Consider the following 13,291-nt stretch of genomic DNA (forward strand, 5'->3'; position numbering starts at 1 on the left):
CGAGCCGTCAAAAATCGATGGCGATGCCCTTGTGCACCCAGTCACCGTAGCGGGTGGGGCTTAGCACTTCGTCGACTTCGCCCTTCGCCGGTTCGGGCGGCGGGTCGTTGCTCCAATGGGCGGGCTTTTCGAAGCCCTCTGGTCGTTTGGTCGCACGCTTTGTCATGGCATGAAGATGGGCGCACTGGCGCAGCTTCGCAACTGGTCCTAAGGCCCGCCCATGGCCGACATACCCGGAATGCCCGCGCGCCGTGCTGCGCTCAAGATGCTCGATGCGGTGCTGCGCCGGGGCGAGACGCTGGAGCAGGCGGGCGGCGCGGCCAATGGCTTGCCGCATCCGGCTGACCGGGCGCTGGCCCGCGCGCTGGCGAGCGAAGTGCTGCGCTGGCTGGTCGATCTCGACGCGCTGGTGGACAGCGCCACCAAGACCAATCTCCCTGCGGATGCCAAGGCGCGCATGGTGCTGCGGCTGATGCTGGCGGGCTGGCTGCGACTGGACACGCCGCCCCATGCGGTGGTGGCGACCGCGCTGCCGCTGCTCACCGGTGGACCGAAGCGGCTGGCGCATGGCGTCTTCGCCGCGCTCACCCGGCAGGATGTGAAACTTCCCGACGCGCCGACCTTGCCGGATGCGGTTGCGGCGCGCTGGGACGAGCGGGCTGGGCCGATCGCGGCGGCACTGGCCGAGCCGCCGCCGCTCGACCTGACATTGCGCACCGAAGATGCCACCGCACCGGACGGCACCAGCCTTGCGCCGAGACATATCCGCCTGCCGCGCGGCGCGACGGTGGAGACGCTGCCCGGTTTCGAGGACGGCGCGTGGTGGGTGCAGGATATTGCGGCATCGATCCCCGCGCGGCTGCTGGGGGAAGGAAAGGGACGGCGCGTGCTGGACCTGTGCGCCGCGCCGGGCGGCAAGACGCTGCAACTGGCGAGCCAGGGCTGGCAGGTGACGTCGCTCGACAATTCCTCTCGCCGGCTAACGCGGCTGGAGCAGAACCTCGCGCGCACCGGTTTCGCGGCAGAGATCGTGGAAGCCGACGCAATGGGCTGGCATCCCGACGAATTGTACGACGCCATCCTGCTGGACGCGCCCTGCACCGCGACCGGCACCTGCCGCCGCAATCCCGATGTGCTCCACCGCATCGGGGAGCGCCAGATCGAAGCGATGGCGGACTTGCAGAGACAGCTTCTGGCCCGCGCCGCCAACTGGCTGAAGCCCGGTGGTACCCTTGTTTACGTAGTCTGTTCGCTGGAGCGAGAAGAGGGCGAAAACGTGGCCGAAGCCTGCGACCTCAAGCCTGCTCCAGCAATGAAGGAAGAGTTACCAGATGGCCTCGAACCCACGCCCGAGGGGTGGGTCCGCACCGATCCCGGCATGCTGGCCGAGGCGGGCGGAATGGACGGGTTTTTCGTCGCGCGGTGGACGGCATAGGCTGGGCCGGCGACGCAAATTCGCGCTTTCCTACAGCGTTCGGGTCGTGCTGCTTTCCGGCGCATGGCCGACCGGACACATCTCCACGAAAAGGTATCAATTCGCCGCGCGAAGAGTGACACTTCGGTGCCGCGCAAGGTGACAATCCGGTGCCGGAAAAGTCACGGATCGCGAAGCAAGGGTCACACTTCTCGCGGCAACGGACACACTTTGCGGCGCAAGGTCACAGTTTTTGCCGCAAATGGTCACAGATCGCGGTTTTTGCTCCTGGACACTGTGCCACTTGTCACACCCCTATGCGAGCTGCTCGCTCGGCGGTACGCCGAGGGCAAGGGCAAATGCCCGCCCGCAGACGCCCCTGAGCGTAGCGAAGGGAACAGCGTTGAGGACGCTCGCGCGGAGACGCGAGCGACAGAGGTTACGCCTTCACCTTGTCGGCGAAGCTCTTGCGCAGCTTCATCAGCTTGGGCGGGATCACCGCCATGCAATAGGGGTTCCGCTGGCCTTCGCCTTCCCAGTACTCCTGGTGGTAGTCCTCGGCCGGATACCACTCGCCGCTCTCGATCGTGGTCACCGCTTCGCCGTCATGGCCCTCGTTCCAGCGGGCGATGGCGGCTTCGGCCTCCTCGCGCTGTTCGTCGGAAAGCGGGAAGATGGCGCTGCGATACTGGGTGCCGACATCGCCGCCCTGCCGGTTTAGCTGGGTCGGGTCATGCGTGCCCAGGAACATGTCGTAGATCTCGGGAAGCGTCACGGTGTCGGGGTCGAATGTCACCTTCACGCCTTCGGCATGGCCGGTCGTGCCGGTGCACACCGCCTTGTATGTCGGGTGCGGCACGTCGCCGCCGATATAGCCGCTCTCCACGCTCTCGACGCCGATCACGTCCTTGAACACCGCCTCGGTGCACCAGAAGCACCCGCCCGCAACGATAACCGTCTCGCTCATCAACTCGTCTCCTTCGCCTGCCAGATGGGGGCTATGGCGGCGCTTGTCATCCCGGCAATGGTCTGTAGGAGCTATGCGCAGACACCATCCCGGAGATTGCACATGCGTTTCGCCCCCATCCTTGCCGCCGCCGCCATCGCGCTGGCCGCGCCTGCCGCTGCTCACAGCCACGAGGAGCATCCCGATCTCGCCGAAGTGCTGGCGATGGATCACCGCGACGAGGACCGCGCGCGCGACCAGTATCGCCATCCTGCCGAAACGCTTGCCTTCTTCCAGGTCGAACCGGAGATGGCCGTGGCGGAATACGGCCCCGGCGGCGGCTGGTACACGCGCGTGCTGGCTCCGTGGATCTCGCCGCATGGCAAGTATATCGCCTTCCAGCGCCCGAGCGACCCGCGCGAGGACGGCACGACCTGGCCGCAGCGCTTCATCTCTGCTGTGGTCGAAGCGGGCCTGGCCGATGACGGCTACGTCACCGCGATCGAGAGCGACGCGATCCCCGAGGATGTGGCCGGCACGGTGGACCGCGTGCTGATCTTCCGCTCGATCCACGGCCTGCTGAATGGCAACCTTGCGGATAGCGAGCTACGCGCCATCCGAACCCTGCTGGCCGACGATGGCATGGTCGGCGTCGTCCAGCACCGCGCGCCCGAAACCGCCAGCTATGAAGACAGCAATGGCTCGCGCGGCTACCTGCGCCAGTCCGACGTCATCCGTCTGTTCGAACTCAACGGCTTCGAGCTGGCCGCGGCGAGCGAGATCAATGCCAATCCGAACGACACGGCGGACTATGAAGGCGGTGTCTGGACCCTGCCCCCCGTGCTGCGCCTGGGCGATGAAGATCGCGAGCGGTACATGGCCATCGGCGAAAGCGACCGCATGACGCTGCTCTTCAGGAAGCGCGACTGACGATGCGCGCGGCATTGCTGCTGACCCTGCCGCTTGCGCTGAGCGCTTGTGGCGACACCGTCTACGATCCGCGCGGGGTCGAGAAGGCGGAAACGCTGCTCTCGGTCAGCGCCACAGGGGAAGCCGACATGAGGCCCGACGAGGCGCGCTTCACCGCGGGCGTGCAGAACTGGGCGGGCAATGCCGAAGCGGCATCCCAGGAAACGCGCGAGGATATCGCCGAGATCGTCGCCGCCCTTACAGAACTGGGCGTGGCGGAGGAGGACATCCAGACCAGCACGGTCAGCGTCCAGCGCATCGACTATGGCGACAGGCGCGGCCAGTTTCAGGCGTCGAACACGCTGAGCGTGCGGGTGCGCGATGTCGATCAGGCGGGTGCCGCCGTGGCCGCCGCCACGGGTGTCGGCGCCAACATCGTGAGCGGGCCAGACCTGCGTCTCTCCGATCCCGAAGCCGCTGCCAACACCGCCTATGCGGACGCCTACGCCAATGCGCGAGCTCGGGCGGAAGCCTATGCGGAGGCCGCGGACATGGAGATATCGCGCGTCCTCTACATTCGCGATGCAGGCGGCTCTCAAGGCAATCGCTACTTCCAGGGCGCGCAGCAAATCAGCGAGGTCGCCGTGCAATCTGCTTCGCCACCTCCCCCCGTCGCTCCGCCGCCGCTGGCGCGCACGGCAATGCCCGAGGAAGGCGGGGCGACGATCATGCCGGGCCAGACAACCAGCAGCGTGACCGTGCAGGTCGATTTCGCGCTGGTGGAGCGCTGAGGCGATGACGGTGCTGAAAGTCGCGGCTCTCCAGCTCGAACTCGGGCGCGAGGACGAGGGCGATAACATTGCCGCCGTCGCCGCTCTGGTGGAAGAAGCCGCACAACGAGGTGCGCAAATCGTGCTGCCTCCGGAACTGTTCAGCGGTCCGTACTTCTGCCGCGAGGAAAAGGACGCCTTCTTCGCCCTCGCTCGCCCAACTGCCGAACATCCCTCCGTGATCGCGATGCAGAAACTGGCAGCGAAGCTGGGCGTGGCCATCCCGACGAGCTTCTTCGAGCGGGACGGGCATCACTATTACAACACCCTCGCCATGATCGGACCCGGCGGCGAGATAATGGGCACGTATCGCAAGAGCCACATTCCCGATGGGCCGGGTTATGAGGAAAAGTTCTACTTCCGCCCCGGCAATGACGGATTCAAGGTTTGGGACGTCTTCGGTGCCCGTATTGGCGTCGGCATCTGCTGGGACCAGTGGTATCCCGAATGCGCGCGCGTGATGGCGCTGAAGGGCGCGCAGGTGCTGTTCTATCCCACCGCCATCGGCAGCGAGCCCAAGGATGCTGAGATGGACACCAGCCGCATGTGGCGTCGCGCGATGATCGGCCATGCGGTGAGCAATTGCATGCCGGTTGTCGCAGCCAACCGCATTGGCCATGAAGGCGGCGAAGCGGACGGCACGACTTTCTACGGTCACTCCTTCATCTGCGACGAATGGGGCGATTATCTGAAGCAATTCGGCGCGGAGGAAACGGGCGTGCTCGTCGCCGAGCTGGACCTCGATGCTGCGCGCGAGCACCGCGCCAGCTGGGGTTTCTTCCGCGATCGCCGCCCGCAGCTTTACGGCCGCATCGCCGAGGACATTTGAGCGAAACCCATCACTACCTGATCGCCATTGGCAGCAATGTGCGGCACCCGAAGGTCGGCAATCCGCGCGCCGTCGTGCGCTTTACAATCGCAGCGCTGGAGGATGCGGGTCTGTATTTCGAAGCGGCGTCTTCGATCGTCGATAGCCGGCCCGTTGGCCCATCTCGGCGCGCTTATGCCAATGCCGTCGTCAGGGTGAAGACCGATCTTGAACCGGAGCGCCTGCTGCGCCTGTTGCAGGATATCGAGAGTTCCGCCGGCAGGGTGCGACGCGGGCAGCCTTGGCGTGCGCGCGTGCTCGATCTCGACATCATCCTGTGGGACGGAGGCGCATACAGCTCGCCCGACCTGCAGATACCGCATCCGCTTTTTCGGGAACGGGATTTCGTTCTCCATCCCGCCGCGCAGATCGCTCCAGGCTGGCGCGATCCGGTGACGGGGCGCACATTGCGCCAATTGGCCGCGCGGCGTTAGTCGAGAACCGAAGCGGTCCCGCTCACGACGATGGCCTGGCCGATTTCGACCGTCTGCCGCTCGCTCCCGAATTGGAGCGCGACGATGCCCTCGTCACGCAGCGATCGCTCGGCGCGGGTAGTAACCTCGTAGAAATTCCACTCGGGTCCGATTTGCAGCGTCGTGTCTCCAAATCCGGGATAGGGCTCTCGGTTCTGCTGAAACCGCACGAAGACCCGGCCTTTGCCGTCTTCCGCCGCGCTTTCGATTGTGCGCGCGAAGAAACCGACCGTCAGCGTGTCGCCGGCGTCGGTGCGCGCTAGCAGCGGGATATTGAGCCCGCCGGCATACGCCTCGCCTGGCCGAGAATTTATCACGCGCAGGGCTGCACCGCCGCCGGGGTAGCTTTCGTCCACGATCAGCTCTCGGCTGAAAGAAGCGCCGTATGTCGTCCAGTTCAGGTCAGTCGGATCGTTGAGCAATCCGCCAGTGAGCATATCGTCGATGGGCCGCAGCTCGGCAGGGAGGCCAGGCGTATTCCGCGGCTCCACGGAAGCGGCGTCCTGCGCGGTGGCGGGCGTGGCGGCAAGCAGACAGACAGGCAAAAGGGCAAAACGAAGCAAGGCGATCCTCCCCGTGCAAACTCGAATCCTGATAACGTTATCAGGAATCCCATTGAACTGCCACCGAATGTCCGGCCGATCAAGCGCGTGGAAGTGCGCTTGACCGGCCATCGCGCTCCCCCTAGGTGAGCGCCCGGTGGATGGGCCCTTAGCTCAGTCGGTAGAGCAACTGACTTTTAATCAGTAGGTCGCTGGTTCGAACCCAGCAGGGCTCACCACCTTCTTCCAACCCTCGACCGGTCAGAACCGGAATGGCAGGCGAACGCCCACGGTCATGTCCGGACTGTCGTCGGTCAGGCCGATGCCGACCGTGGTGACGAGCGACAGCCTGTCGCTCAGGCCGAAAGTGGCGCCGAGATTGACAAGCGCTACATTGGCGTCGCTGCCGATGATGCGCTGCCAATCCTGGCCCTCCAACCGCACCCTCGACTGCCCGACAAGGCGCTGCGAATAGGACATGGAGATGCTCGACTTGTCGTTCAGCGCGAAGGCCAGCCCTGCACCGAACTGAAAGGCATCGCCCACATCCACCCGCCCCGGCTGGTCGCCCGGATTCTCGTCGATATCGCCGAAGTTGCGTTCGAAGTTGCGGAAGTAGTTGACGCTGCCGAAGACCACCATCGGGTCGAGCGTCTTGAGAGCCGAAAGACCTATCGACGCGCCGTAGACACCGCTTCCGGTGGCCAGCTGCTCGGGCACCTGGAGATTGCCCTCGCTTCCCTCGACTTCGATGAAGTCGATTCCGAAAGGCTCTTGCCCGGTGGGGAATTTGAGGCGGCTGCTCACTACGAGATTGGGCCGGCGAGCCGTTTCGCGCAGCAGCTGGTAGCTCGCTCCGAAGCTGACATCGCCCAGCCCCCATTCGTCTATGGTGGCCTCCACCGGCTCGTTCGCCGCGCCGCCCGCGCCGCCGCTGCGGAAGGCAGTCGTCCGGTAGAGAAAGGGCAGACTTGCATCAAAGAACAGATCGTCCGTCGCGCTGTATCGCATGGTGAGATCGGAGGTGAAGATATCGGAGTCCACCTCGTCGATGCTGATCGTGCCGAGGAAGATCGCATCGAGCGCGAGGAAGCCGTCGAGATTGATGCGGGCATCGCCGAAATGCGTGTAGCCGAAGGACAGATCCGCGCCGAAGCGGCTGCGTTGAAGACCCTGCTGCTGCTGCACGATGTCCTCCACCGCGACGCTCGCATCGGGTTCTCGTTGCACCGGTTCGTCATCCTGCGGTGCGCCGAGCGGAGGGGCGGGATCCTGCCACGGGAAGATAAACTCCGCATCATTCGGGCTGCGCGTGGGCGCGGCGGTGCGAAAACCGTCGAGCTCGGGCAAGTTTGTCATCGGATTGCTGGCGTCCGGCACGTAGCGCCCGCGAATTGTGAGCGCTTCTTCTGCGGAGATCGGCTCCGCCTCGATGCGCAGCAGCCGTTCCTCCAATTGCTGCAACCGCTCCTCATAGGCCGCTTCGCGCGCCTGCATTTGCGCGACCTGCGCGCGCAGCGCTTCCAGCTCGCTCTGTTCGTCCTGCGCGTGGACCGGTTGCGCCAATGCGAGCGCCGTTCCAGTGCAAAGGGTGGCTTTCCAGAAATGTGCACTCATCTTATCCCTCCTGTTCGGGCGCGATCCGCAGTTCGGATGTGCTGGCAAGTCATGGGTTCAGCAGCGTCCAGAGCGTTGCCGGGTCCGGCACGCCGGTTTCGACGAGTTCGCTGCGTTGCTGAAACGCCAGCAATGCATTGCGCATTTCCGGTGAGAAGCTGCCGTCCGTAGGCCCGTCATACAGGCCGTGCTGGCGCAGCGCTGCCTGCGCCCGCTCCAGTATCGTGCGATAGACGAAGGCGCGGTTCTCGCCGCTTCCTACCTCGACCAGCGGCGAATAGGCGGCGATGCGGATCGGTCTCAACGCGCCGACCATGCGCTGCGCCACGGAGACGACGGGGTCGTCAGGGTTCTCGCTGCAATGATTGTGCAGGATAAGGTCGAACGCCGCCGCATTGTGCCAGGGCGAAAGGTCGAACGTGTCGGGCTCGTAACGGTTGGCCGCGCTCATATAGCCTTCGACGAAGCCGATCAGCCGCTGATATTCGGCAGAGCCGCGATCGCTGCGGGCCTGGTTGAACGCCTCGCAGGTCAGTCGGCCGGAACCCTCGACCGCGAATTGGCCGGCGCCTTCCTCCTGAGGCTCTGCAGCCCCCATCGCGAACGGCGCTGCAAGCGCCATGAGTAGTTGCATTCCCATCGTCGTTTCACCTCTTCCGCTTAGAAACCGTGGCCGTGCATCACCGACAGCGCCTCGGTCGCCCGGACGGAGTTGAAAGCGCCGTTTGCGGCATCGGTGCCGATGATGATCGCGGCATTGTTCGAGACCGCGTTCCCGTCGCTATTCAGGATCGTCTGTTGCAGCATGCGGCCAAGATCCCCGCCGATGCTCTGTAGCGTGCTGTCACTGCCGGAATTGCCAGTCATGGTGAGCGAAAGCGCGTTCGCCCCGACATGGAAGCCCAATGTGTCGCCATCGGCAAACACCTGAGAGAAGCTGCCATCGAGCGATTGCAGCCCATCCTGGGACAGGTTCGGCAGCTGCGATGTGGGCACCAGCGCGATCCGCATGCCGTTCAGCGCGGAATTGTTCGCGCCCGCTATGATATTGGCCTGCGCCGCGCCGTTGGTGGAGCCGAGACTGCCGATCGGCAGGACGTCCTCACTTGCAAGGATCGGGGTGTAGCCGCCGTGGCTGCCCGTCACATCCATGTCGGGATCGCCATCCCGCATCCAGCCGACCACAAGCGTCGGTACCGGATCGCCGCCGGTCCCGCTGCCGAGAAAATCGACATTGAAGACGAGGCGCGCGACGGTCGTGATGCCGCTATCGTCCTGCCAGCTCGTCACCATCGAAATTCCGAAGAAGGAGATCGAGTCCGCGCGCAGGAATTTGCCGCGGATCTCGCCCAGCTCCTCGTCCGCCACTGGCGTGCCGAGGCCGGTCAGCGCCGCGAAGGGGTCGCCGTCTTCTGCATGAGCAGCGGGCGGCTGTACCGTGAGGGCAAGCGCCGCCGCGCTGGCTAGCAGCAGGCTCCTTGTTTTCGAATTTCGGCGCGTCATGTCATCCTCCTCAGAATGTGAAGTCGTATCCGGGGGCAAAGCCGTATTCGGCGGCGGAGGCCGCAGGCAGGCTGGCGGTCGCCTCAAGCAGTCGGCTTGCGGAAAGCGGGGGTGGCGGATCGAGAAGCGAGTTCTCCGGCTCGTAGCCGTCACCCATCACGATGAAGGCGATGCCGTTCCATGCTTCTTCGAATTGCGGACGGGTCATCACCCTGTTGCCGAGCGCCGGATCGCCAATGGCGATGCGGTCACCGAAAATGCGGCGGGCAATGACGAAATGCTTGTATCCGCGCACATCGATCAGGACGATGGCGGGAATCTCGATCTCGGCCAGCTGGTCGTAATCGAGGCGATAGCCCTCAGCGGCCATACCGATCGAGGCCGCGTAATTCTTCATATCGAGCAGCGAGAAGCCGCGTTCGCGAACGATATCGGGATCGGCGATGCGCAGCATGTTCACGAGCACCTGGTGCTCATTGGTCGAATGGCCGTAGGCGTGGTTGAAGATCGTCGCCATTACCGCCGCGCCGCAGCTGAAGTCGGCCTGCTGGCGGACAAGCCCGTCGAACTTCATCTCCATCCAGCTGCGCGGTTGCGTGCTGACGACCGGAGCGCCCGGCGTCAGCTGGCCGAGCCAGATGTCTGTGGGGCCGGCGGGCGCAGTCGCGCAGGATGACAGCGTCATCGCCGCTGCCAGCACGGCCATTTTTGACGAAAGATTGGATATTTGAGACACTATCGGTCTGCCTCTTTGCTTCGGGCAGCAGGTGCCCTTGCCTATTGGGGGCGGGGTACCTCCCCGGCCGTTCGCGTGACCGGGGAGGTAGGGGCGAGACGATCATGCAGATTGCCCTGCCGATCGCCTCGTCCCCGCCGGGGGGCGTCCTCAGCTAGGGTCGCCGGGGTCGCCGGTGCCGGGATCGCCCATCCCGTCGCCCTGCGAGGCAGCGATGGTCAGCGAGTTCAGCTGCTGATTGCCAGCACCCGCCGCCATGTTCACGCCGATATTGCCGGACGCGCCGCTGACCGACAGAGTGCCGATGCGGTTGATGCTGTCCTGCTGCTCGACGCCGCTGAACGCGATGCTCTGGACAAGGCCGGCATTGGCCTCCGCCAGATCGGCATTGTTGGCGACAGCCAGCGTCATCAGGTTGGACTGCTGGTTGAAGCTGCCCGCTGCCGCGTTCACGCCGATATTGCCCGATCCGGAAACCGTCGCACCACGAATGGTGTTGCGGTCGCGGAAATTGTTGTGTCCGCCACCGGCTTCAGGATCGTCCTCATCGGGCACTTCGCCAGGGGTACCACCCTGGAATACGCCGAGGATCGACTGCAGCGACGTGGTCGAGGCTTCCGCCCAGCCACCCGATGCATCCGTTGCGCTGTCTTCCGAGATCGCAAGCGATGCGCTGTTCATCTGCATGTTGAAGTAACCCGTCGCCAGGTTCACGCCGACATTGCCCGAGGCATCCACGTCGAACGTGTCGATCGTGTTGATGATCGGAGCGAAGAAACCGACGCGAATGCGCGGTTGCTCATCGCCATCGAACAGGCCGTCATTCGGATCCTGTCCGGCTTCGCTCACGCCCGGTCCGAAGACCGCTGAAACGAAGCCGTTTTCCCCGTTCAGCTCGTTCTCTTCGCGATAGTTCACTTCAACGCCGAGCAGCGATTGCTTGGCATCGGTGACTGCAACAGCCGAGCTGTCGACTTCGATGTCACCGCGAAGACGGACATTGCCGCGAAGCGAAACGTCCTTCTCGTAGGTGACGTCCGTCGTCACGCTGGTGTCGATGTTGTTGGCGTAGCGCAGATCGACTTCGAACGAGGACTGGCCATCCTGGCTGCCCGGGTCGCTGTCGTCCTGTGCCATGGCAGGTGCCGAGACGGCCAGTGCCGTCACCGCAACTGCGGCCATGAGTGTATTCTTCATCATCCATACTCCTTTGCTTCGGTTCATCGTTCGCCCCCGGCCGGAAACTGCAGCACGAAGGTATTGGCGGAGGAGTTCCTCTCGCCTCCGACGACATTGAGCTGCACCAGCCCGCTGTTTCCGGCGAAGGCGGCATCGTCGATTGCGATGGCGTCATTGCCGGGAGCGGCGGATGGTGCGGCCGATGCCGCTGGAGTTGTTGGGGCGCGTGATTGCGCCAGCATCTGGTCGGAGAGCGATGCGCTCCCGAAAACGGACAGGCTTGCCAGGTTTGCAGACTGGTTCTGGCTGCCCGCGGTGACGTTGAGGCTCGTCATGCCGGAATTGTTGGAAAAGGCGCCCGCGCCGATCTCGATGCGGGTCGCGCGGTCGATGTCGTCGCTTGCAGCCATGTCCTGCCGCAGGCTGTGAGTCATCACGGTGACGTCGCCGATGGCGATGACGGCAGAGCCCGCCTGCTGGTTACGGTCGCCGGCTGCGATGTTGATGGCAACGCGACCGCTATTGCCGCTGCCATCGCCCTCCGCGACGACCACCGCGTCGGCGGGATCGTCCTGCGCGGCGACAGGCGCCGCAATTGCGCAGCCGATCAGAGCAGAGGTCGAAGCCAAGCGCAGACGGATCATTCCGGGCCTCCCACGCGGGACAGGACGGAGAGGGCACCGGGCAAAACGCTCAGCGCGCCCGCAACGATACCGCCTGCGCTGGTCCCCCCGCTTTCGGAGCGGGTGAAATCGGCATTCGCCGTGGGACCTGAAATAACGGAAAGCCCGGTCGCGATCGCCGTTTCGGCTGTCGCCAGACTGCGGGAAAGCGACGCCGTGACGCCCGCCTGCTCCACATCGGTCAACGGTTGTAGACCGAGGGCAAGCGCGGCTTCGATCGTTGCCGACTGGTCGGGCGCAACGGTGTGCGCTTCGCCTTGCGCAATGCGGCGGGTGGCCGTGCCGCGCGGTACGTCACGTGAATAGACGATCTGTCCCGGGTGGGCTTCCTGGTTGGTCGGCCAGACGCCTTCCTCCTGGGCGAGGGCGGGGCATGCGGGAGTGACGAGGTAGATGGCGGCAAGGCCGCATACGGCCGAAACGCAGAGCTTACCGACGGCGTGATTGCCAAGCATTAAACCTCTCCCAAAAAGCTATCGGCCAGAACCGATTCCCGGCGCGGAAGAAATTCTTCCAACCGTGACCTCCTATCTGGACGACCGCTTATTTCTGATTGCTATTGAAGAGAGGTACTAGAGCGATTCGTTTCGAGTCGCATCGGCACATGTGAGTAATCAATGTGAGTCATGTAAAAATGCGACAGAAAAACGCGCGCGGAGAGATCTATCTAAGTCTATAGGGCGAAACTGTTCTCCAGAGTTCTTCGCGGGAGGAGACGTCCATCTTGTCGTAGCAGTGACGGACATGCGCGCGCACGGTGTTCACCGACACACCAAGCTTGCTGGCGATTTCGACCGGACAATGCCCGCTCATCAACAGTTCGACGATATGCGCCTCGCTTGGCGTCAGCCCGAATGCTTCTGTCAGGTCGGCGAGTTCGGTTTCGCAATGTGGATGCGCGCATTGCACGGTGACCAGAACGGAGCGCTCGCACAGGCCGACGCCGCGAAAGATGCAATGGCCATCCATCCGGCTGCTTCGGCGCATGATGGTGAAGGTGTCTTCCGGTTCGAGCGCAAGCAACGCCGCCAGGCTTTCGCTGGCGCCGTTTCCATTGGCGCTCAGCCGGTCGTCCTTGAGGCTGATCGCATCCACGCACTGCACCGCATCGCGCGTTCGCGGGCTTTCGGCCTGCAAGCGTCCTGCGCGGTCCACGATGAAGCGCGCGCGGCCGTCGATCCGTTCGAGCCCGCAAAGAAGCGCCTGGAAGGCGTCCTTGATGGAGCTCGTTTCGATATCGGCTTGTGCCAGGCTGGCAAAGACGGTGATATCGTCCCGGCCCGGCCGGTGATGGCTTTCCAGATGTTCGCTCATGGCTCGCTAGCTCCCTCGAAGCCTGGAAGGCCCCGGTCGGGACCGCCCTGTTCACAAATACAATGCCGAGAACCGAAGTCCTCGAACTCGCAATTGCGACCTCGGAAGCCATTGCCGCGATCGCCTCTACGACTCGCGGCGCACTGGCAATGTCGGGCGGATGGGGATACGCTTTTTGCCTGTCCTATTAAGGGCATGCGCTAATTTCTTCTCAACGCATCTTATCCACCTGAAGGCACCTATACATTGGACGGCGCGATTTCGTCAAATTTTATTA

At 64.1% G+C, this 13,291-nt stretch carries 16 protein-coding genes and 1 tRNA gene; 6 read left to right on the top strand and 11 right to left on the bottom strand.

Features of this window, described 5'->3' with window-relative positions:
• Nucleotides 1–7: 7 nt before the first annotated feature.
• Nucleotides 8–166: a DUF1674 domain-containing protein gene (locus D6201_RS10940; protein ID WP_120048809.1), complete on the bottom strand. Its 159-nt coding sequence runs from the start codon at nt 164–166 to the stop codon at nt 8–10.
• A 54-nt stretch (nt 167–220) separates the two neighbouring features.
• Here D6201_RS10940 and D6201_RS10945 point away from each other — a divergent pair, with 54 nt between their 5' ends.
• Nucleotides 221–1,435: an RsmB/NOP family class I SAM-dependent RNA methyltransferase gene (locus D6201_RS10945; protein ID WP_120048810.1), complete on the top strand. Its 1,215-nt coding sequence runs from the start codon at nt 221–223 to the stop codon at nt 1,433–1,435.
• 418 nt (nt 1,436–1,853) lie between these two features.
• Here D6201_RS10945 and msrA read toward each other — a convergent pair whose 3' ends face one another.
• Entirely contained in the window at nt 1,854–2,381 is a 528-nt protein-coding gene (gene msrA / locus D6201_RS10950; protein WP_120048811.1) for a peptide-methionine (S)-S-oxide reductase MsrA, read from the bottom strand.
• Nucleotides 2,382–2,483: 102 nt separating this feature from the next.
• Between msrA and D6201_RS10955 the strand changes: the two genes are divergently transcribed.
• Genes D6201_RS10955 through folK form a run of 4 tightly spaced genes read left to right on the top strand, consistent with a single transcriptional unit; the run spans nt 2,484 to nt 5,401 of the window.
• Nucleotides 2,484–3,290 carry a class I SAM-dependent methyltransferase gene (locus D6201_RS10955; RefSeq protein ID WP_120048812.1) on the top strand — a complete coding sequence of 269 codons (807 nt, stop codon included), beginning with the start codon at nt 2,484–2,486 and terminating at the stop codon, nt 3,288–3,290.
• A 2-nt stretch (nt 3,291–3,292) separates the two neighbouring features.
• On the top strand, nt 3,293–4,060 hold the full coding sequence (locus tag D6201_RS10960) for an SIMPL domain-containing protein (RefSeq protein WP_120048813.1): 768 nt from the start codon (nt 3,293–3,295) through the stop codon (nt 4,058–4,060).
• Nucleotides 4,061–4,064: 4 nt separating this feature from the next.
• On the top strand, nt 4,065–4,928 hold the full coding sequence (gene aguB, locus D6201_RS10965) for an N-carbamoylputrescine amidase (protein WP_120048814.1): 864 nt from the start codon (nt 4,065–4,067) through the stop codon (nt 4,926–4,928).
• Nucleotides 4,925–5,401: a 2-amino-4-hydroxy-6-hydroxymethyldihydropteridine diphosphokinase gene (gene folK, locus D6201_RS10970; protein ID WP_120048815.1), complete on the top strand. Its 477-nt coding sequence runs from the start codon at nt 4,925–4,927 to the stop codon at nt 5,399–5,401. The genes aguB and folK overlap by 4 nt, the downstream gene beginning before the upstream one ends.
• Here folK and D6201_RS10975 read toward each other — a convergent pair.
• Nucleotides 5,398–6,003 carry a hypothetical protein gene (locus tag D6201_RS10975; protein ID WP_133304001.1) on the bottom strand — a complete coding sequence of 202 codons (606 nt, stop codon included), beginning with the start codon at nt 6,001–6,003 and terminating at the stop codon, nt 5,398–5,400. The two genes, folK and D6201_RS10975, sit on opposite strands and share 4 nt — an antisense overlap.
• A 142-nt stretch (nt 6,004–6,145) precedes the next feature.
• On the opposite strand from D6201_RS10975, the gene D6201_RS10980 reads away from it, so the two are divergent.
• Nucleotides 6,146–6,221, top strand: a tRNA-Lys gene (locus D6201_RS10980).
• Between the two features lie 22 nt (nt 6,222–6,243).
• Here D6201_RS10980 and D6201_RS10985 read toward each other — a convergent pair.
• From D6201_RS10985 to D6201_RS11020, 8 genes are all read right to left on the bottom strand, one after another.
• The gene (locus D6201_RS10985; protein WP_133304002.1) at nt 6,244–7,599 is read right to left on the bottom strand and encodes a hypothetical protein; all 1,356 of its coding nucleotides are present in this window, start codon (nt 7,597–7,599) and stop codon (nt 6,244–6,246) included.
• A gap of 49 nt (nt 7,600–7,648) precedes the next feature.
• Nucleotides 7,649–8,239 carry a peptidoglycan-binding domain-containing protein gene (locus D6201_RS10990; protein WP_120048818.1) on the bottom strand — a complete coding sequence of 197 codons (591 nt, stop codon included), beginning with the start codon at nt 8,237–8,239 and terminating at the stop codon, nt 7,649–7,651.
• A 20-nt stretch (nt 8,240–8,259) separates the two neighbouring features.
• Nucleotides 8,260–9,102, bottom strand: coding sequence for a hypothetical protein (locus tag D6201_RS10995; protein ID WP_120048819.1), 843 nt, complete (start codon nt 9,100–9,102; stop codon nt 8,260–8,262).
• A gap of 10 nt (nt 9,103–9,112) precedes the next feature.
• A complete protein-coding gene (locus D6201_RS11000) occupies nt 9,113–9,838 on the bottom strand; it encodes a C39 family peptidase (RefSeq protein WP_133304003.1) in 726 nt (241 codons plus the stop codon).
• Between the two features lie 150 nt (nt 9,839–9,988).
• A complete protein-coding gene (locus D6201_RS11005; RefSeq protein WP_133304004.1) occupies nt 9,989–11,035 on the bottom strand; it encodes a hypothetical protein in 1,047 nt (348 codons plus the stop codon).
• Nucleotides 11,036–11,058: 23 nt separating this feature from the next.
• The gene (locus tag D6201_RS11010) at nt 11,059–11,661 is read right to left on the bottom strand and encodes a hypothetical protein (protein ID WP_120048822.1); all 603 of its coding nucleotides are present in this window, start codon (nt 11,659–11,661) and stop codon (nt 11,059–11,061) included.
• Nucleotides 11,658–12,155, bottom strand: coding sequence for a hypothetical protein (locus D6201_RS11015; RefSeq protein WP_120048823.1), 498 nt, complete (start codon nt 12,153–12,155; stop codon nt 11,658–11,660). The genes D6201_RS11010 and D6201_RS11015 overlap by 4 nt, the downstream gene beginning before the upstream one ends.
• Before the next feature lie 208 nt (nt 12,156–12,363).
• On the bottom strand, nt 12,364–13,014 hold the full coding sequence (locus tag D6201_RS11020) for a helix-turn-helix transcriptional regulator (RefSeq protein ID WP_120048824.1): 651 nt from the start codon (nt 13,012–13,014) through the stop codon (nt 12,364–12,366).
• Between the last annotated feature and the right edge of the window lie 277 nt (nt 13,015–13,291).

This window comes from Aurantiacibacter aquimixticola, assembly GCF_003605475.1.
In the GTDB taxonomy this organism is placed as follows: domain Bacteria; phylum Pseudomonadota; class Alphaproteobacteria; order Sphingomonadales; family Sphingomonadaceae; genus Alteraurantiacibacter; species Alteraurantiacibacter aquimixticola_B.